Consider the following 18,941-nt stretch of genomic DNA (forward strand, 5'->3'; position numbering starts at 1 on the left):
TATATTGGCAGTAGATGACTGAATTGAAAATACGCTTATATCAAGCTTCTTTCAAATCTAGTCATCTTTGCCGGGGTGGGACTACAAAATCTTCTTATAAAAATAAGATTTTTGTCCCGCTCCCTAAGATTTTGCCGTGCATGCTTGCCTTGATTTAGGATAGTATGGCTTGAGCCTGTAGTCTCTCACTCATACGCTTCTCCAAGGCGTCAGCACGATACAAAATCGTTACAAAGTTAATCTTTTTTATTGCTATTGTAAGTATATTGGGACTCCCAAACCTGTTGACGCATGGTATATAATAGAATGGCTATGTGAAAAATGACAATAGGAAGGAGGAACCGTATGACTATAATGCGTACGACGACTTTTATATTTAGTATTTTTATTGTTGGTATGGTTGAAATGATGGTTGCTGGGATCATGAACTTAATGAGTAATGATTTAAATGTTTCTGAACCCGTTGTAGGGCAACTTGTAACGTTATATGCCATTACTTTTGCTATCGCAGGACCAATTTTAGTAAAGTTAACGAATAAATTTAACGCTAGACCATTATTACTTATAACTTTATTCGTATTTATTATCGGAAACTTAATTATTGCTATAGCACCAAACTTTACGATATTAGTGATAGGTAGAATCTTATCATCGGCAGCGGCATCGCTTATCGTTGTTAAAACACTTGCGCTTACTGCATTGCTCACTTCTCCGCAAAATAGAGGGAAAATGATTGGTATAGTTTATTCTGGCTTTAGTGGTGCAAATGTTTTAGGTGTTCCAATCGGTACAATTATTGGTGATTGGATAGGATGGCGTTTCACCTTTGTGTTTATCGTTGCTATTAGCGTTATTGTAGGGATATTAATGTATATTTATATACCTGTAAGCAAAGAAAATAAAGCAACAACACAAACAGCATCATCGAATAATCAAACGCTATCTCGTGTGTTAAGACCATTTGAGATAGGCAAATATTTATGTATTACATTTTTATTATTAGTAGCAAATTCAGTAACATTTATTTATATTAATCCACTAATGTTATCGAATGGTCATACTTTATCATTTGTATCAATTGTTTTACTAATAAACGGAATTGCTGGTGTTATGGGAACGTCAATGGGAGGATTCTTATCAGATAAATTGACGAGTAAATATTGGCTGACAATCGCAACAACAATATTTATCGCTATGATGTTACTGTTGAACTTAGTATTGCCTGGGACTATTTTGTTATTATTAACTATATTTATATGGAATGTCATGCAATGGAGTACTAATCCTGCAGTACAAAGTGGTGTCATCGAACACGTTGCAGGCGATACGAGCCAAGTTATGAGCTGGAATATGTCTAGTTTGAATGCCGGTATTGGTATTGGAGGCATTGTCGGCGGACTTGTAGTATCAAAAATGAGCGTCCATGCAACGACTTACGTAACAGCCATTATTGCATTTGTTGCATTGATTATAATTATTAGTTTAAAACCAAGAGCTAAATATGCTAATGAAACCGTCAATAATAATTAAATAATTCAATTAATAGCCAAACGTTATCACTAACGTTTGGTTTTTTCATGTATTCGGTTTACTTTTTATTAATTAAAATGATTAGATTAGATTATAAATAAAACTTTAAATGGAATATTAAATTGATATTGTAGTATGATATAAATAATTAATAAGACGTGACTATTGGAGGGGAAAATATGAGCGACAATAAACCGACACATGATAAAGTAGATAGCTTTATTGACAATTTAAAACAATGGCAGGATGAGTTTAAATTTTTTAGAACATTATTATTAGAATCTGAATTAACAGAAGACTACAAGTGGATGCATCCTTGCTACACTCTTAACAATAAAAATGTCGTTATCGTTCAAGATTTTAAACATTACTGTGCATTATTATTTGAAAAAGGCGCTATTATGGAAGATAAATATAATAGTTTAATCCAACAAACTAAAAATGTTCAAGCAGCGAGACAATTACGATTTGAAAGTTATGCAGAAGTGCAAGAACGTAAAGATGAAATTGCATGGTATATAGCAGAGGCTATTAAAATAGAAAAATCAGGTAAAAAGGTACCAATGAAAAAAACTGAGGACTATGAAATGCCTGAAGAATTACAAGCAAAATTTGATAGCATGCCAGAATTAAAAACAGCGTTCGATAACTTAACGCCAGGTAGACAGCGTCAGTATATGTACCACATCGGACAAGCTAAAAGATCTGCGACAAGAACGCAACGAGTTGAAAAATATGTTGATCATATACTTAATGGTAAAGGTATGAATGACTAAAATTATATGAAATAAACTAATGAAAGAAGGGACGTAAATGGCAAGATCATCTAAACGCATTCAATTATTAAAATCAGCTGCAAACATTGTAAACGAACAAGGAATTGAATATTTAACTTTAGATGCTGTTGCTAAACGAGCTGGAGTTAGTAAAGGCGGGTTACTATATCATTTCAATAATAAAGCTGCATTAATACAAGGCTTGGTTAATTATGCAGATGAATTGTACCGTACCAACGTTAATGAACATAAAGCTGAACAAACAGAACAGCAAGGTAAATTGATACGCGCTTTTATTGAAGCGACAAGAGAACATCGTAAAGAAAATGCCTCCATAACTTCTGGTATGTTAGCAGCACAAGGTACGGATAGTAACTTGTTATTGCCATTACAAGAAACATATAAATCATGGCAATCCGAAATCGAGAACGATGGTTTGGATGAAATAGATGCGACGATTTATAGGCTAGCAGTAGATGGATTGTGGCTGTCTGAAATATTTGGTATAGATGCAATAGATGAACAAATGCGTCAAGCTGTGTTAAATCGTTTAGTAGATTATTCATATCAAAATAAAAAATAAATATTTAATTTTCTATAACCTAAGAGGTAGTAAGTGTTCGAGCTTATTACCTCTTTTTTATTGCCTAGACAAAGTTGAAACTAAACCGTCCAGTTGGTACACTAACCAATGTGTTAATTCAAGTTTGGAGGTAAAATTATGAACAAAGTCATGCTTACAGTTGCTTTAACAGGAGCGGGAGATACTGTAGAGAAAAATAGTAATGTACCTGTTACACCTGAGGAAATTGCAGATTCAGCAATTAAATGTGCAAAAGCAGGTGCGACGGTAGCGCATATTCATGTAAGAGATCCACAAACTGGAAAATTAAGTCATAACGTAGAATTGTTTAAAAAAGCTGTCGAACTAATAAGAGCAGCAGACGAAGATATCATTATTAATATTACTTCAGGTGGTGGCGGTGATTTTATACCGAATTTAGAAAATCCTGAAGTAGGTGGCGTAGGTACTGATATGCAAACACCCGAACAACGTCACGAACCGGTAGGTAAATTATTACCAGAAATCTGTACACTAGATTGTGGTAGCGTCAATATGGGAGATGATGTTTACTTAAGTCCTACAAATTGGTTGCGTAAACAAGCAGCACTTATTCAAAAAGCGGGCGTTAAACCAGAATTAGAATGCTTTGATACAGGCCATGTCAGCTTTGCTAAACAACTTATTAAAGAAGGTTTGATTGATGGTCAACCATTGTTCCAATTTTGTCTAGGTATACCTTGGGGCTTAGAAAATGATCCAGAAACAATTGAATATTTAAAAACGCGTATACCTGAAGACGCATCTTGGTCGGCGTTTGGTATCGGCCGTTTACAATTGCCAACGGTTGAAGAAGTGGCAAAACGAGGCGGTAATGTACGTGTAGGTTTAGAAGATAACTTATATCTATCTAAAGGTGTAAAAGCTACAAATGAGCAACTCGTAGAACGTGCTAAAGAGATACTTAGTGAGTTGAATATTGAACCGATGACGCCACAAGAAGCAAGAGAATACTATAATTTAAGAGACCCTAAAGGAGACTTATAAATGAAATTTGCTGTAGTTGGAACGGGAGTAATAGGTAGCGGTTGGATTACAAGAATGTTAGCGCACGGGCATCAAGTAGTCGCAACAGATCCAAGTGAAGGCGCATATGAGCGTATGTTGACTCAAGTTAAACAGAACTGGCCATACGCTAAAGAATTAGGTATGAGTGAGCATGCATCATTAGACAATTTGACGTTTACTGAATCATTAGCTGAAGCGGTAAAAGATGCTGACCATATTCAAGAAAATGTGCCAGAAATTGAAGAACTTAAAGATAAAGTATTAACTGAAATTGACTTCTATGCCAAACCAGATGCGACGATAGGATCAAGTACATCGGGTATTATGCCATCTGAATTACAACAAAATTTAAAACATCCTGAACGTTTTGTGGTAGCACATCCATTCCACCCAGTGTACATTTTGCCGTTAGTCGAAATTGTAGCAGGACAAAATACATCAGAAGCTACTTCTATAGCTGCAGAACAACTTTATGAAAGTATTGGTATGGACGTGTTACATGTCAGAAATGAAATTGAAGGACATATTGCAGACAGATTAATGGAAGCACTATGGAGAGAGGCATTGCATATCGTAAATGACGGCATCGCCACAACAGAAGAAGTAGATAAGGCATTTACTCATGCGGCTGGGTTAAGATATGCACAATATGGACCGTTTATGACTTTCCATTTAGCCGGTGGAGAAGGTGGTATGCGTCATATGCTTAAACAATTCGGTCCTGCATTGAAAAAGCCATGGACTAAATTGGTTGCACCAGAACTAACTCAAGATTTATACGATAATGTCGTTGAGGGTTGTGAAAAGTCATCTCAAGATTATTCGATGTCTGATTTAGATAAAAAGCGTAACGAATTTCTAGTCAAAGTGAAAAAACTTGCAGAAGAATATTGGCCAGAAGATACGCCACAGATGAAAAAATCAGAAGGACAGACGGTGTATTAGTATGACTTATGAATTATATAGTTTTCATACTGACGTAAAAGCTGAATGGGTGGATCACAACAACCATATGAACGACGCAGCATACAATCGTGTTTTTAGCGATGCAACGGATAGTTGGTTAGCTTTTTTAGGATTAGATAAAGAGGCTATTGAGCAATTATGTTATACAGTATTCACATTGGAAAATCACGTTTTATTTTTAAAAGAGATGAAGTTACATGAGCCAGTTACAGTTAAAGTTGCATTAATTGATCATGACGCCAAAAGACTGCATGCGTTTATGACTATGTTAAATGAAGACAATGTTAAATGTGCAACATACGAAGTGATGTTGATGGGGATAGATACTAAAAACCAACGACCAAGCCCTTTTCCTGAAAAAATTAAATCAGCTATAAACGACTATGCGAGTAAGGCTGATAAGCATGAAACACCTTTAGAAATTGGACATAAAATTGAAATTATAAAGAAATAAGTCTATGATAATAATGTATTTAACCGTAACAATTAAAAAAATTTTTTAATTGAACAAACCGGCATTAAATACAAAAAAAGATTAAATCTTGCAATTTCTAGACAACATAAATTTTATTAGATATAGACATTACCATTGTTAACGATGGTCTTAATTGTCTAAGTCATATAAAACGAGAAAATGGGTCGTTCGTATCTTGTTTTTACTTATTCGTGAATTTGTAATACATCTTACTGATGGCCCTTTTGCTTATTAAGGGGACAAATTACATACAGAAAGGAATTAGTCAATGTTAAGTATTAAAAACTTATCAAAAGTTTATTCTGGAGGAAAAAAAGCTGTAGACAATATCTCTTTAGATATTGAAGCTGGGGAATTTATTGCTTTTATTGGTACAAGTGGTAGTGGTAAAACGACTGCCTTAAGAATGATTAACCGCATGATCGAATCAACAGAAGGTCAAATTAAAATAAATGGCAAAGATATAAATAAAATGAATGGCGTTGAATTACGTCGTAGTATTGGATATGTAATTCAGCAAATTGGTCTTATGCCACATATGACTATTAAAGAAAACATCGTACTCGTACCTAAGTTATTAAAATGGTCTCAAGAGAAAAAAGATGCAAAAGCAAAAGAACTAATTAAATTAGTAGACTTACCGGAAGAGTTTTTAGATAGATATCCATCTCAATTATCTGGTGGTCAACAACAACGAATTGGTGTAGTGAGAGCCTTAGCTGCGGAACAAGACATTATTTTAATGGATGAACCTTTTGGTGCGCTAGACCCAATTACACGTGACACATTGCAAGATTTAGTTAAAGAATTACAACAAAAATTAGGTAAAACATTTATCTTTGTTACACATGATATGGATGAAGCGATTAAATTAGCAGATAAAATTTGTATTATGTCTGAAGGGAAAATCGTACAATTTGATACGCCTGACAACATTTTACGTAACCCTGCTAATGATTTCGTACGTGACTTTATTGGTCAAAATAGATTAATTCAAGATCGACCTAATATGAAATCAGTTAAAGAGGCAATGATTAAGCCAGTAACAGTAAATGTTGATCGTACATTAAATGACGCTGTTGAAATTATGCGTGATAGACGTGTTGATACAATCTTTGTTGTTGGTGAAAAAAATCGTTTATTAGGCTATCTTGATATTGAAGATATTAACCAAGGTTTAAGAAACAATAAAGAACTTATCGACATGATGCAACGTGATATATACAGAGTACGAATAGATAGTAAGTTACAAGATTCAGTACGTACTATCTTGAAAAGAAATGTACGAAACGTGCCTGTAGTAGACGAAGACAACCATACACTAATTGGCCTTGTTACAAGAGCAAACTTAGTAGATATTGTATATGACAGCCTATGGGGCGATTTAGATACAGATGAAAACAAAGATGCAATTATTGAACCTGCTGATGTGGGAGCTGATAACAAATGATGGATTTTCTAGCCCAAAACGGTAGTCAGTTAGTGTCTAAAACGATAGAACATTTTTATATTTCTATCATAGCTTTACTAATTGCGATAGTAGTTGCTGTTCCTATTGGAATTTTGTTATCAAAACTAAAACGTACTTCGAATATCGTGTTAACGATTGCCGGTGTACTTCAGACAATACCAACGTTAGCGGTATTGGCCATTATGATTCCGATATTTGGTGTAGGGAAAACACCAGCTATCGTAGCATTATTTATCTATGTACTATTACCGATTTTAAATAATACAGTACTTGGTGTGCAAAATATCGATAAAAATTTAAAAGAAGCTGGCACAAGCATGGGTATGACACGCTTTCAATTAATGAAAGATGTCGAATTACCATTAGCATTACCACTTATTTTAGGTGGCATAAGATTATCATCAGTTTACGTAATAAGTTGGGCAACATTGGCAAGTTATGTAGGCGCTGGTGGATTAGGTGACTTCGTATTTAACGGCTTAAATCTATATGATCCATTGATGATTGTTAGTGCAGCAGTGTTAGTTACAGCTTTGGCACTATTTGTAGATTTTATACTGTCTTTAATAGAAAAATGGGCAGTTCCAAAAGGGTTAAAAGTATCTAGATAATTGAAGGAGGACATTATGAAACACGTAAAAAGCAAATTGTTTATTCTCGTCATATGTCTAGTTTTATTATCTGGATGTGGCTTACCTGGATTGGGAGATAGTAAGTCTAATGATGACGTGAAAATTACTGCAGTTGCGAATAGTGAATCTCAAATCATGGCACACATGGTGAGATTACAAATTGAACATGATACCAAAGGTAAAATACAACCAACATTAATTAATAACTTAGGTTCAAGTACCATTCAACATAGTGCATTAGTTAATGGCGATGCTAATATTTCTGGTGCACGTTACACAGGTACAGATTTGACTGGTGCTTTAAATGAAGATCCGATAAAAGATCCTAAAAAAGCGCTCAAAGTAACACAAGATGGATTCCAAAAAAAATTCCATCAAAAATTCTTTAACTCATATGGCTTTGCAAATACTTACGCATTTATGGTAACGAAAGAAACGGCTAAAAAATATAATTTAAAAACAGTATCTGATTTAAAAAAATACCGTAATCAATTACGTTTAGGTATCGATAGTTCATGGGCTAATCGTAAGGGTGATGGTTATCCTGGTTTTACTAAAGATTACGGTTTTTCTTTCAAAACGGTAAGACCGATGCAAATTGGTTTAGTATATGATGCGTTGCAATCTAAAAACTTAGACGTTGCAGTAGGTTATTCAACAGACGGTCGTATTGCAGCATATGACTTAAAAGTATTAAAAGATGATAGAAAATTCTTTCCGCCATATGATGCGAGTGCGGTTGTAACGGACAAACTATTGAAAAAACATCCAGAAATCAAACCATCAATTGAAAAATTAGAAAATAAAATTTCTACAAAAAAAATGCAAGAATTAAATTATAAAGCTGACGGAAAAGGTCAAGAACCAGCAGTCGTAGCAGAAGAATTTTTAAAGAAACATAATTATTTCGAAGACGATAAAAAGAAAGGTGGTCAATAATCAATGAGTGGAAATTTATTACAACAATTAATTGAATATTATTCTGTAAATTTTGGCTACCTATGGGAATTATTTATAAAGCATTTGTTAATGTCTGTATATGGCGTGCTATTCGCCGCAATAGTAGGTATTCCAATTGGAATATTTATTGCACGATATAGTAAATTATCATGGGCTATTATTTCAATAGCTAATATTATTCAAACAGTACCTGTTATTGCGATGTTAGCAATATTGATGCTTGTTATGGGGCTAGGACCTACTACAGTAGTTGTTACAGTATTTTTATATGCACTGTTACCGATTATAAAAAATACGTATACTGGTATTAGTAGTGTCGATGTCAATATTAAAGATGCGGGTAAAGGCATGGGTATGACCAAAAACCAAGTTTTAAGAATGATTGAATTACCACTTTCAATGTCAGTTATCTTAGGTGGTTTACGTATCGCACTTGTTGTTGCGATAGGTGTTGTTGCCGTAGGGTCATTTATCGGAGCACCTACATTAGGCGATATCGTCATTCGTGGTACCAATGCTACCGACGGCACAACTTTTATACTTGCCGGTGCGATTCCGATTGCTTTAATTGCTATTATTATTGATGTTGGTTTAAGATTATTAGAAAAACGTTTAGATCCATCAAATAAAAAAAGCAAAAAACAACCCACACCGACAACACCAGAATCAAACGCATAAGGGGAGTTGACTTATATGGCGGTTATTACGCTAAATTATAATTCGAAAACAATTGGTATGCATCAAAATATCACTATTATCTTACCTGAGGATGACAGTTATTTTGAGGCTCATAAAGAAGCTAAACAATTAAAATCACTCATGTTACTACATGGTTTATCAAGTGATGAAACAACGTACGTGCGTTACACAAGCATCGAAAGATATGCTAATGAACATCAATTGGCAGTTATTATGCCTCGTGTCGATCATAGCGCCTACAGCAATATGGCTTTTGGACATAATTATTATGATTATATATTAGAAGTTTATGATTATGTCCATCAAATATTGCCACTATCTAAAGATAGAGATGATAACTATATTGCCGGTCATTCAATGGGTGGTTATGGCACGATTAAATTTGCATTAAACGAAGGCGACAGATTTAGTAAAGCTTGTCCATTATCTGCCGTGTTTGATGTCAATCTATTATTAAATATTGATTGGTACGACTTTTCTCCACAGGCAATAGTAGGCAATGAACAGGATATAACAGGTACAGATTTAGACGTGTATCATCTTGTTGATGAAGCAATAGCACAACAAAAATTGATACCTGAACTATTGATAATGTGTGGTACAGAAGATTTTCTGTATGACGATAACAAACAATTTATTAATTATTTAGATGACCGAGGCGTCGCATATCAGTTCAAAGAAGATCGCGGTGAACATGATTATGCATACTGGGATAAAGCGATAAAGCAAGTTATCGAATGGTGTACGCAAACTAAATAAATAACAAAAGCCTATCAGCTTTGTGTTGATGGGCTTTTTTGTAAGTGAAAATTAGGTTTGACGGAGTTTAAAAATACGAAAATGTATTTTTATTAGAAAACTACTATTATTACACTTTGTATAAATAAATTATTTAAAATTTTTAATTTTAAAGTTTTACTTTTGGCTTTTTGTTTTTCAAAATGGTACTCTTTTCAAATGGACTTTTTTAAATAGTAGGTAAAGAAACTTTTGATTAATAAGTTCAATGTAAAATTAATAAGTTATTTATTATAATTTGAAATAGCGGTAGACTTTTTTAAAGTGTCAATGGGCGTCATGTTAAAAAGGTGTATAACTATTTTAAATGAGGACTAAGTGGTAAGTAACTTTAGGAGGAAAAATGAAATGGATACATCTCGAACCTTTAAAGGAGATAATCGACTTCTTTTAGGGATATTTTTAGCAGTAATTACTTTTTGGTTATTTGCCCAATCATTAGTTAATATCGTCCCTGATTTACAAAAATCATATAGTACGAATGACGGTATTATTAGCACTGCAGTGAGCTTAACAGCTTTATTGTGCGGTTTGTTTGTCGTTGGTACTGGCGGTCTAGCAGATAGATACGGCAGAATGAAAATGATATATATAGGTTTAGTGCTGAACATTATTGGCTCAATACTAATAGTAATACCGGGTAATGGACTAGCTTCATTGTTAGTCATTGGTAGAGGCGTACAAGGATTGTCTGCTGCCTTTATTATGCCTGCTACTTTAGCAGTAATTAATGAATATTATATTGGTAAAGATCGTCAGAGAGCTTTGACGTATTGGTCAATAGCTTCTTGGGGTGGTGGTGGTATAACTTCATTTTTCGGTGGTATTATGGCTACTTATTTAGGATGGCGTTCAATATTTATCGTCTCAATTATTGTCACAATAATTGCAATGATTTTAATTAAACACACACCTGAAACAAGAGCGCCATTAACGCAAAAAGCTAAAAATGCTAAATTTGATTTTAGTGGCTTAGTGATATTAATTATTGCAATGTTAAGTATTAATTTAATTATTACGCAATCATCACATTTTGGTATAACATCACCATTAATTTTAAGTTTAAGTGCGTTGTTTATCATTGCAATGATTGCTTTTGTTATTGTAGAACAAAAACTTGTTAACCCACTCATCGATTTTAAAGTTTTTAAACATAAAGCTTATAGTGGTGCAACGATTTCTAACTTTATGCTTAATGCAGTAGCAGGGACACTTATTGTAGCAAACACGTATTTTCAGTCTGGATTACATTTCAATTCATTCCAATCTGGTGCAATGTCTATCACATATTTAATTTCAGTGTTAATTATGATTCCGGTTGGTGAAAAAATAATGCAAGCAATCGGTCCTAAAAAACCTATGTTGTGGGGAGCTGCATTAAATGCACTTGGAATAATTTTAATTTCCTTTACTTTCTTATCATCTATGTATTATATCGTCATATGTATTGTTGGATATTTACTATATGGTATAGGACTAGGAATATACGCGACTCCTTCAACGGATACGGCAGTTACGACAGCGCCAGAAGATAAAGTAGGCGTAGCCTCAGGAATTTATAAAATGGCATCTTCACTAGGTAATTCATTTGGTGTAGCAATTTCTGCCACTGTATTTAGTGTTATGACTGCACATTACAATGTACATCTGGGTGCTATGTACGGATTCTTCTTTGATGCACTACTAGCTATATTAGGATTTGTTGCAGTATTAGTCTTTGTTCCTAGAAATCAAAGTAATATATAAATTATAAAGAGTTTAAGTAATAAATATGAGTATCAACTGTTAAAGTTGTTGTCATTTTTATATTGCTTAAACTCTTTTTGCTTTTATTTGCTATATGTTTAAAGAAAATATTATACTCATATAAAAGCGTTTTCAAAGGGGTGAATGAAGCTATGGGATTACTATGGCAAACATATGAGGATAGGGAACAATTATTAAAAGATCTGGTTAATCAAGAAACGATTACCAATTCACCGGGAGAGTTAAAATTCCCTAAACTAGTAGAGCAAAAATTATTGAAATTGGACTATTTTCAACAACATCAGGAACATATTACATTAGCTAAGACAGAAGATAACAAGGATCTTGTTAATGCTCTGTATAAAGGAGCGACGGCTACTAAAACTGTAGTCTTAATAAGCCATTTTGATACAGTGGGGATAGATGATTTTACCACATATAAAGATGCTGCATGTAATCCAGATAAATTAGCACAACTTTTTACTGAAAATAGGGGTAATTTAAGCGATGCCGCAGTTGAGGATTTACAATCAGGTGATTATTTATTTGGACGAGGCATCATGGATATGAAGGCAGGACTAATGTTACATTTATCATTACTTGAAAAAGCAAGTACAGAACAATGGGATGTGAATTTATTACTTGTAACTGTTCCAGATGAAGAGGTTAACTCTTCAGGTATGCGTAAAGCAGTGGAAGTCATCGAACAATACCAACAAGATTTTAATCTTGATATTGCTTTACATTTAAATAGTGAGCCTACTTTCCAACAAGAAACAGGTGACCCAAGTCATGCCATTTACAGTGGTTCTATAGGGAAAATAATGCCAGGCGTGTTATGTTATGGTATCGAAACACATGTTGGTAATCCATTGAGTGGTTTAAGTTCAAATTATATGAATAGTTACATTACACAAGCAATAGAATATAATCGTCAATTTAAAGAACAGTATGAAGGTGAGTTTACACCGGTACCAGTTGCGATAGTTAATAAAGATATTAAAGAAGCGTATGACGTCCAAACACCATTTAGGACGTTTGCTTTATATAATATGTTCTTATTCAATAAAACACCACAAGCTTTATATCGCCAGTTTTTAGATGTAGTTATTAAAGCCGTCGAACGTTGTGAAAGCGATTGGCTGAATATTTTAGAACAAGAAAATTTGCAGTTTGATTCAAAAATTAATGTACTTACATATGAGCAATTAAAACAATATGCAGTTGAGCAATACGGTCAAGATTATATCGATAGCCTGATTGATGAGGTGTTAAATAATACACCAGAATTACATTTGCAAAGTGTTAAAATAGCAGATGAATTAATGAAAATTTGTCGCGACATTACACCAGCTGTAGTCACTTTTTTCGCACCACCATATTATCCGGCTGTCAATTCTTCACAAGAACCGATCGTCAATGATATTATCAACACAGTTACAGAAATTAATAACCAACAGTTTAAACGGGCGACGCGTCGAATTAATTATTTTAATGGTATTAGTGATTCAAGCTATTTAAACTTAAATACCAGTGTGGAAAAAATGGAAGTATATGCAGATAATACACCAAGCTTTAATCATACATACCATATTCCATTTGATACGATTAAAAATATTAGCGCACCAATTATATTATGTGGGCCAAGAGGTAATGATGCGCACAAGGTAAGTGAACGTTTAAACAAGACGAGTGCATTTACAGAGTTGCCTATTGTTTTGGAAGCAATTATAAAACAATATTTCTGTAAATAGTTGTGCAAAAAATATTATTTAAGTTATATTTATTATTAGATGAATTTATGGAGTGTTGTATATGGTTAATGCATACAAAGACTTTTGGAAAAGGTATGTAGATTTTACTAATAAATCTAATAGACAAGAATTTTGGATACCTGTATTAACGCATATAATAATCATTTTTGTCGTAGCAATTATCGGAATGGCTGCATTTATAGCAGGTTCTTTTGTTGTCGGCGCAATATTGTCTGCACTCGTTGGAATTTTTGTATTGGCTAATATCATTCCAATGATTGCTATAACGATGCGTAGATTTTATGATGCGGGACGTAAAAGAATGACGGCATTAATATTAATTATATTATCGCTTGTCTTAGATGTTTCTTTTGATATTGTGCAAGTGAATGGTGTAGCTATATTCTTAAATGTAGTGACATTTATTTGTACTATTATATTAGTAGTAATTGCCTTGCTTCCATCAAAGCATGTAGCAGAAAATGAACTGAAATGGCTATAATAATAATATAGCAAAATAATAAGCACCGTAACTCACTTTAATAGCGGGTTAGGGTGCTTTTATTAATTGTCGTGTTCTGTGCGATAGTAATCCATTCTAATTTCTTGATAAGTCTTACCAAAATATACAGGCGCTGTATTTTGTGTTCTTTTGAAGCCTACTTGTTCGTAAAAATTAATTGCATTGTCATTTTCTTCAACTACCCACAATGTCACGTTGTCTGGATATGATAGCTCGAGGGCACGTTGAGTTAATGCGAAACCAATCATATGACTTTGATATTCTTCGAGTAAATATAATGCGAAAATTTCACTCCAGTCATCATTATCATTTTGTTCTTCAGTTTTTCCAAATGAAATAAAACCAACTACCTCGTCATCGATAATTGCAACAAGTGTAGGTGCATTTTGAGAAAAAGATTTTTTAATAAATTGATGTCGGTCAAGATCTTCTAAATAGTTATCTACTGAGAGTGGTGTATATGTTTCCATCCAACTTTCATAGTGGACGATGGCTTTTCCTTGTTTATCTTCTTCACGCATTTCTCTAATCGTAAACTCCATACCAGACCCTCCTCATTCGTTAAATTGATACAATTATAGCACTTTTAAATAAATAAAAAAATTAAAAGAACTGTAATTAAAGTTTGTAAAAACTCTACTAATTTAAATATAAAAACCTCTACTAAGTAACTTAAAAATGTTAAAAGTTTCTTAGTAGAGGTGTATTAAATATTAGTGTGACGACATGACGATTTCATTGTAGTTAATATTTTCACGAATCTGAGATGCTACCTTATCGTCGATTTTTTGCTGTTCTATTAATTGGTCTAAAAATTGTCGTTGTAAATAGAGTCCTTCTAATTTTTGAGCTGAAGTTTGAGTTGGAATGAGACCTTTTTTAATTTTACTTTTGTTTCTAATACTAGATAAACGTTGTTGATACTTGTTTAGCACGATACTAACTTCTAAGTAATTATCCTCATTTTGCTCTTGCTTCAAACGTTTAATAACTTGATGGTTGATTGTACGTATAACGTTTTTAACTTCTTGATAATGCGACTTGAATTGTTCAATTTCATTATCATCGCTATGACGTTTAGCTCTAAAACGTAAAATTAAAATTTTAATCACAGTTTTAATTTTATATGTGCTTGACGCTTCCTTAAATTGACGAGTATTTTCAAGCAACGCGCGATAGTTAAGTAATGTTTGCCTATCTAGCTTGTCTTGATCTATTAATTGCTCTAAAGTTGCTGTTTCTACTTGACTCGCTATACTTTCTAAACGTTGTACTTCTTGGCTGTTTTTATTATCAGGATCTAAATTTAATAAGAAGAATAACTCTTCATAATAATCAGATAGAATAGCCTGGTAATTTTGATTGTCTTGTTCTTTAGATAATTTTTTAAAATGAAAAATAACTTTTTGAACTATATAGACTTTCGCCGTTTGATAACTCATAGATGTCGAAATAGACTTAGTTTCTGATGGTGTAATTAATGGGAGCACTATTTGAGCTAGTACTAAACTAATTAACACCATTAATGATGCTATAAAGAGTAAATCGTTTTTGTAATGAAATGGCGTATGATTTGCTAGTAATGTCGGTAAAGTCAATGCCATCGACAGCGATATCGTACCGTGAATACCACACATGGTCATTGTAAATGCGTATTGAAGTCGATTAACTGGTCGTTCTTCACCGTCATCTAAATAAGATTGAATATTGTTTGGATAGTAAAACACTTTATATAAAGCAAAGACCCAAATAAAACGGAATGCATAGATAGCCAATGCTATAAGTAATGTAGTGATAATTAAAAATGAAATATTGTCACGCTCATGAGCAATAATTTCTGAAACAACTTTAGGAATGATATAACCCAATACAACAAAGACGAAACCGTTAAGTGCATAACTTAAAGTATTCCAAATTTGATTATAGTTCATTTGTAATTCGGTTTGTGCACGAATTAAACGATCACGTTCAAATCCGTGGATTAAACCAGCGATAACAACTGCGATAATACCTGATGCATGGAATTGCTCAGCTATTAAGTAAGTAGCAAAAGGTGTTAATAATTGGATGAAAATAAGCGTATTACTATCTTTTAAAGATTTAGTAGTTGTTAAGTATATTCTCAAGCGTATAATCGCAAAACCAATAATTAAGCCTATAAGTACACCTAATATAGTTGAGATAACAAATTGTTCCACTGCATGAATCGCAGAGAAGGCACCTGTAACTAAAGCTGTTACAGCGATTTTAAATGAGATAATACCTGCAGCATCATTGAGTAATGATTCTCCTTCTAAAATCGTTATTGAACCTTTAGGTAAGATTTTTCCTTTTGTAATTGCTTGTACCGCAACTGCATCGGTAGGGCATAATATTGCGGCGATAGCAAAAGCAGCTGGCATTGGTAAGTTTGGCCAAATCCAATGGATGAAAAAGCCGACGCCAATAACAGTAGCGAATACTAAAGCCATTGCCATTAAAATAATTGGTTTACGGTATTCTAATAATTTAGTACGTGAAACATGTGTACCCTCCACAAATAATAGTGGAGCGATAACCGCCATCATAAATACTTCAGAATTAAATTCGAAGTGTATGGGAATAGGTAGAACAAATAGACAAACGCCTAGAGCTATTTGAATAAAAGCCATTGGAATCTTTTCGAATTTATTATGTATAACTGAACTGACGATAACGGCCATTATAAAAATTAAAAAAGCTTCTAATAATAACATAAGTACTCCCTTTTTAGTTTTAGTACTATTTATTTTATCATGACGAACGTAAGAATAAACGCAATAGAGTTTAATATAATTAAATTGAAAAAATAATGTAGTTTTCATGTAATAATGGGCTAATTAATAATAAAAATAATGCTGATATGTCATAATTAATAAGATATAAACAATAGAAGAGGGATTGAAATGAAAATTGGTGTAATAGCGGACTTACATATTGATAGAGGGAATAAGTATTCACCTGAAGACTTTGAATATTGTCTGATAAAGACCGCTCAAAATAAAGATATAGAACTATTACTTATAGCCGGAGACATTTCAAATAATTATCAAATGACTGCAAATTATATAAATAAAATTAAGCAGTTGCTCAACATCCCTGTATTATTTATTCCTGGCAATCATGATTTTTGGACGAATGATACTGACAGATCATCATTAGAAATATTAGATTTTTATTTGAACATGAATGAATGTTTAATTGATAGACCGTATTGTATCAACGATGAATGGGCGATTGTAGGTAATACGGCTTGGTATGATTATAGTTATGGTGATAGTAAATTTTCTGAAGAACGCTTAGCGCAACGTAAATATTATGGCGCTACATGGCAAGATAAAGAAAAAATCGACTGGCCATTGAACGACCAATCGATGTCTGAATTAGCATTAAAACAAACCGAAAAAGATCTAGCTAAAGTAAAAGATAAGAAAATAATATTGATGACACATATTGTGACGCATAGTCAATTTGTTGTACCGACACCACATCGCATTTTTGATTACTTTAACGCATTTATAGGTACATCAAAATTTAATAAGCTATATAACACATACCCAATTAAGTACAGCATTATGGGGCATGTACATTTTCGAAAAAGTGTAGAAGAAGCGGGCATTACTTATATTTGCCCTTGTTTAGGATACGAACGACAATGGCGTACCAAAGATTTACAAACCGAACTTGACAATACTTTAGTGACTATAACGGTATAAATTTAATAGTTAGTTGTTTTTAGATAAAAACTCATTTTACCCGGCGCGTTATAACTTGTTTCCATTTTATCTTTTCTAATTTTTAATATTTGTCGACGCGTTGGTACGATTGCAGGTAGATAAATTTTTTGGAATACATTTAACCATAATGGATCAATATAATAATAGTATGTCTCATCATAACCTACTAAAACAGTAGTGTGAATATTAGAGACTAATTTGGTTGGAATATTATCAAATTTAAATACACGTGACACAGGTTTTTGGCCTAAAACTGTATGATATATGACTACAGGTTGGCCATGATCGATTACTTTGGTTAATTCGGTTAATGATTTACCCGTGCTATCTATAATGTCAGCATCGTAATTTTTTAAGTAAGGGACAATAGCATTTGGAAATATTGTCTGATGGTGGCCTAATTTGATAGAAAAATGATGACCCACATAACCCTTATATGGATTGTTATCATGTTTGGGCCAATGACGCATTAATTTTAAAGGTGAAATATTGATATGATTATGCCTTAAAATCATTGAGGCACACACTCCCTCACATCCCATTATAATAGGGATAGGACTTAATTGGCTTAGTGGTTTAACGTTGAGCAATTTTTGCATAATTTAGGCACTCCATTATTGTGTGAATAATTTCTTATGAATATTATAGCGCTTATATTAAGAAAATTATTATAAAATGCTTTATAGCAGTAATCAAGAATTATACTTTTAAAGTGAAAAGGTGATAATGATGAACTATCGTGTAGAGGAAAAAGTAAGCTTTATAGTATCTGGATATATACGTGAATATGCATCTGGTCAAGAAGCACAAGAAAATATCTATCGTTTTTGGTTAGATTTTAATGAGTATAACAACGGTCAATATTTAATGGGATTAAAAAACAATCAATTAGATGGACTAGTAGGGTTGTGTATACCACGACAATCTGGAGCCATGGATTATTTGATAGGCGTATCTGTCAATAAAGCAATCAATGGTTGCGAGACCATCGAACTTCCAGTGACAAAATATATTGTATTTGATGCGGTTGGGAAAGTGCCAGAATCAATCCATCGAGCAATGAAAGAAATCCATCAGCAAGTGTTACCTAAATTGGATATCACTTTAAAAAATGCTCCTTTCTTTGAATTGTATCATTCTGGAGATACAGGAGACGATAATTATGTAACTGAATTATGGTTTCCAATTGAATAATAAATAAACGCCGTATATCATCAAAGTTTGAT

At 33.2% G+C, this 18,941-nt stretch carries 19 protein-coding genes; 16 read left to right on the forward strand and 3 right to left on the reverse strand.

Features of this window, described 5'->3' with window-relative positions; genetic code table 11:
* Nucleotides 1-345 precede the first annotated feature (345 nt).
* From C7J89_RS03915 to C7J89_RS03980, 14 genes are all read left to right on the forward strand, one after another.
* Nucleotides 346-1,530 (forward strand): MFS transporter, encoded by a 1,185-nt coding sequence (locus tag C7J89_RS03915; RefSeq protein WP_061853655.1) that lies wholly within the window; start codon nucleotides 346-348, stop codon nucleotides 1,528-1,530.
* A gap of 179 nt (nucleotides 1,531-1,709) precedes the next feature.
* Nucleotides 1,710-2,306, forward strand: coding sequence for a YdeI/OmpD-associated family protein (locus C7J89_RS03920; RefSeq protein ID WP_103294944.1), 597 nt, complete (start codon nucleotides 1,710-1,712; stop codon nucleotides 2,304-2,306).
* Between the two features lie 37 nt (nucleotides 2,307-2,343).
* A complete protein-coding gene (locus C7J89_RS03925) occupies nucleotides 2,344-2,889 on the forward strand; it encodes a TetR/AcrR family transcriptional regulator (RefSeq protein WP_061853653.1) in 546 nt (181 codons plus the stop codon).
* A 138-nt stretch (nucleotides 2,890-3,027) separates the two neighbouring features.
* Complete coding sequence (locus C7J89_RS03930; protein ID WP_103294945.1) at nucleotides 3,028-3,915, forward strand: beta-keto acid cleavage family enzyme; 888 nt, start codon at nucleotides 3,028-3,030, stop codon at nucleotides 3,913-3,915.
* Nucleotides 3,916-4,881 carry a 3-hydroxyacyl-CoA dehydrogenase NAD-binding domain-containing protein gene (locus tag C7J89_RS03935; RefSeq protein WP_103294946.1) on the forward strand — a complete coding sequence of 322 codons (966 nt, stop codon included), beginning with the start codon at nucleotides 3,916-3,918 and terminating at the stop codon, nucleotides 4,879-4,881. It begins immediately after the preceding gene.
* A 1-nt stretch (nucleotide 4,882) separates the two neighbouring features.
* Nucleotides 4,883-5,356, forward strand: coding sequence for a thioesterase family protein (locus C7J89_RS03940; protein ID WP_103294947.1), 474 nt, complete (start codon nucleotides 4,883-4,885; stop codon nucleotides 5,354-5,356).
* A gap of 289 nt (nucleotides 5,357-5,645) precedes the next feature.
* Entirely contained in the window at nucleotides 5,646-6,827 is a 1,182-nt protein-coding gene (locus C7J89_RS03945; RefSeq protein WP_103294948.1) for a betaine/proline/choline family ABC transporter ATP-binding protein, read from the forward strand.
* Nucleotides 6,824-7,459: an ABC transporter permease gene (locus C7J89_RS03950; RefSeq protein WP_103294949.1), complete on the forward strand. Its 636-nt coding sequence runs from the start codon at nucleotides 6,824-6,826 to the stop codon at nucleotides 7,457-7,459. Before C7J89_RS03945 ends, C7J89_RS03950 begins: the two co-directional genes overlap by 4 nt.
* 15 nt (nucleotides 7,460-7,474) lie before the next feature.
* On the forward strand, nucleotides 7,475-8,419 hold the full coding sequence (locus tag C7J89_RS03955; protein WP_061853647.1) for an osmoprotectant ABC transporter substrate-binding protein: 945 nt from the start codon (nucleotides 7,475-7,477) through the stop codon (nucleotides 8,417-8,419).
* 3 nt (nucleotides 8,420-8,422) lie between these two features.
* Nucleotides 8,423-9,118: an ABC transporter permease gene (locus tag C7J89_RS03960; protein WP_103294950.1), complete on the forward strand. Its 696-nt coding sequence runs from the start codon at nucleotides 8,423-8,425 to the stop codon at nucleotides 9,116-9,118.
* Between the two features lie 15 nt (nucleotides 9,119-9,133).
* Entirely contained in the window at nucleotides 9,134-9,898 is a 765-nt protein-coding gene (locus C7J89_RS03965) for an alpha/beta hydrolase (protein WP_103294951.1), read from the forward strand.
* Nucleotides 9,899-10,285: 387 nt separating this feature from the next.
* Nucleotides 10,286-11,683, forward strand: a complete 1,398-nt coding sequence (locus tag C7J89_RS03970) for an MFS transporter (protein WP_103295348.1) — start codon at nucleotides 10,286-10,288, stop codon at nucleotides 11,681-11,683.
* 152 nt (nucleotides 11,684-11,835) lie between these two features.
* Entirely contained in the window at nucleotides 11,836-13,437 is a 1,602-nt protein-coding gene (locus C7J89_RS03975) for a M20/M25/M40 family metallo-hydrolase (RefSeq protein ID WP_103295349.1), read from the forward strand.
* A 61-nt stretch (nucleotides 13,438-13,498) separates the two neighbouring features.
* Nucleotides 13,499-13,939 carry a DUF805 domain-containing protein gene (locus C7J89_RS03980; RefSeq protein ID WP_103295350.1) on the forward strand — a complete coding sequence of 147 codons (441 nt, stop codon included), beginning with the start codon at nucleotides 13,499-13,501 and terminating at the stop codon, nucleotides 13,937-13,939.
* A gap of 62 nt (nucleotides 13,940-14,001) precedes the next feature.
* Here the strand turns inward: C7J89_RS03980 and C7J89_RS03985 are convergent, their stop codons facing one another.
* Both C7J89_RS03985 and C7J89_RS03990 read right to left on the reverse strand, forming a co-directional pair.
* Nucleotides 14,002-14,502, reverse strand: coding sequence for a GNAT family N-acetyltransferase (locus C7J89_RS03985; protein WP_061853641.1), 501 nt, complete (start codon nucleotides 14,500-14,502; stop codon nucleotides 14,002-14,004).
* Between the two features lie 171 nt (nucleotides 14,503-14,673).
* Nucleotides 14,674-16,695: a cation:proton antiporter gene (locus C7J89_RS03990; protein WP_103295351.1), complete on the reverse strand. Its 2,022-nt coding sequence runs from the start codon at nucleotides 16,693-16,695 to the stop codon at nucleotides 14,674-14,676.
* A gap of 189 nt (nucleotides 16,696-16,884) precedes the next feature.
* Here C7J89_RS03990 and C7J89_RS03995 point away from each other — a divergent pair, with 189 nt between their 5' ends.
* On the forward strand, nucleotides 16,885-17,694 hold the full coding sequence (locus C7J89_RS03995) for a metallophosphoesterase (RefSeq protein ID WP_103295352.1): 810 nt from the start codon (nucleotides 16,885-16,887) through the stop codon (nucleotides 17,692-17,694).
* A 2-nt stretch (nucleotides 17,695-17,696) separates the two neighbouring features.
* Here C7J89_RS03995 and C7J89_RS04000 read toward each other — a convergent pair whose 3' ends face one another.
* Complete coding sequence (locus C7J89_RS04000; RefSeq protein ID WP_229294242.1) at nucleotides 17,697-18,314, reverse strand: C39 family peptidase; 618 nt, start codon at nucleotides 18,312-18,314, stop codon at nucleotides 17,697-17,699.
* 127 nt (nucleotides 18,315-18,441) lie between these two features.
* Here C7J89_RS04000 and C7J89_RS04005 point away from each other — a divergent pair, with 127 nt between their 5' ends.
* The gene (locus C7J89_RS04005) at nucleotides 18,442-18,909 is read left to right on the forward strand and encodes a GyrI-like domain-containing protein (protein WP_229294243.1); all 468 of its coding nucleotides are present in this window, start codon (nucleotides 18,442-18,444) and stop codon (nucleotides 18,907-18,909) included.
* Nucleotides 18,910-18,941: the final 32 nt, after the last annotated feature.

It is taken from the genome of Staphylococcus kloosii, from assembly GCF_003019255.1.
Lineage (GTDB): Bacteria > Bacillota > Bacilli > Staphylococcales > Staphylococcaceae > Staphylococcus > Staphylococcus kloosii.

Excerpts from the sequence above, each read along its gene's own strand:
- C7J89_RS03915 (WP_061853655.1), top strand. The coding sequence starts at position 346 with ATGACTATAATGCGTACGACGACTTTTATATTTAGTATTTTTATTGTT.
- C7J89_RS03920 (WP_103294944.1), top strand. The coding sequence starts at position 1,710 with ATGAGCGACAATAAACCGACACATGATAAAGTAGATAGCTTTATTGAC.
- C7J89_RS03925 (WP_061853653.1), top strand. The coding sequence starts at position 2,344 with ATGGCAAGATCATCTAAACGCATTCAATTATTAAAATCAGCTGCAAAC.
- C7J89_RS03930 (WP_103294945.1), top strand. The coding sequence starts at position 3,028 with ATGAACAAAGTCATGCTTACAGTTGCTTTAACAGGAGCGGGAGATACT.
- C7J89_RS03935 (WP_103294946.1), top strand. The coding sequence starts at position 3,916 with ATGAAATTTGCTGTAGTTGGAACGGGAGTAATAGGTAGCGGTTGGATT.
- C7J89_RS03940 (WP_103294947.1), top strand. The coding sequence starts at position 4,883 with ATGACTTATGAATTATATAGTTTTCATACTGACGTAAAAGCTGAATGG.
- C7J89_RS03945 (WP_103294948.1), top strand. The coding sequence starts at position 5,646 with ATGTTAAGTATTAAAAACTTATCAAAAGTTTATTCTGGAGGAAAAAAA.
- C7J89_RS03950 (WP_103294949.1), top strand. The coding sequence starts at position 6,824 with ATGATGGATTTTCTAGCCCAAAACGGTAGTCAGTTAGTGTCTAAAACG.
- C7J89_RS03955 (WP_061853647.1), top strand. The coding sequence starts at position 7,475 with ATGAAACACGTAAAAAGCAAATTGTTTATTCTCGTCATATGTCTAGTT.
- C7J89_RS03960 (WP_103294950.1), top strand. The coding sequence starts at position 8,423 with ATGAGTGGAAATTTATTACAACAATTAATTGAATATTATTCTGTAAAT.
- C7J89_RS03965 (WP_103294951.1), top strand. The coding sequence starts at position 9,134 with ATGGCGGTTATTACGCTAAATTATAATTCGAAAACAATTGGTATGCAT.
- C7J89_RS03970 (WP_103295348.1), top strand. The coding sequence starts at position 10,286 with ATGGATACATCTCGAACCTTTAAAGGAGATAATCGACTTCTTTTAGGG.
- C7J89_RS03975 (WP_103295349.1), top strand. The coding sequence starts at position 11,836 with ATGGGATTACTATGGCAAACATATGAGGATAGGGAACAATTATTAAAA.
- C7J89_RS03980 (WP_103295350.1), top strand. The coding sequence starts at position 13,499 with ATGGTTAATGCATACAAAGACTTTTGGAAAAGGTATGTAGATTTTACT.
- C7J89_RS03985 (WP_061853641.1), bottom strand. The coding sequence starts at position 14,502 with ATGGAGTTTACGATTAGAGAAATGCGTGAAGAAGATAAACAAGGAAAA.
- C7J89_RS03990 (WP_103295351.1), bottom strand. The coding sequence starts at position 16,695 with ATGTTATTATTAGAAGCTTTTTTAATTTTTATAATGGCCGTTATCGTC.
- C7J89_RS03995 (WP_103295352.1), top strand. The coding sequence starts at position 16,885 with ATGAAAATTGGTGTAATAGCGGACTTACATATTGATAGAGGGAATAAG.
- C7J89_RS04000 (WP_229294242.1), bottom strand. The coding sequence starts at position 18,314 with ATGCAAAAATTGCTCAACGTTAAACCACTAAGCCAATTAAGTCCTATC.
- C7J89_RS04005 (WP_229294243.1), top strand. The coding sequence starts at position 18,442 with ATGATGAACTATCGTGTAGAGGAAAAAGTAAGCTTTATAGTATCTGGA.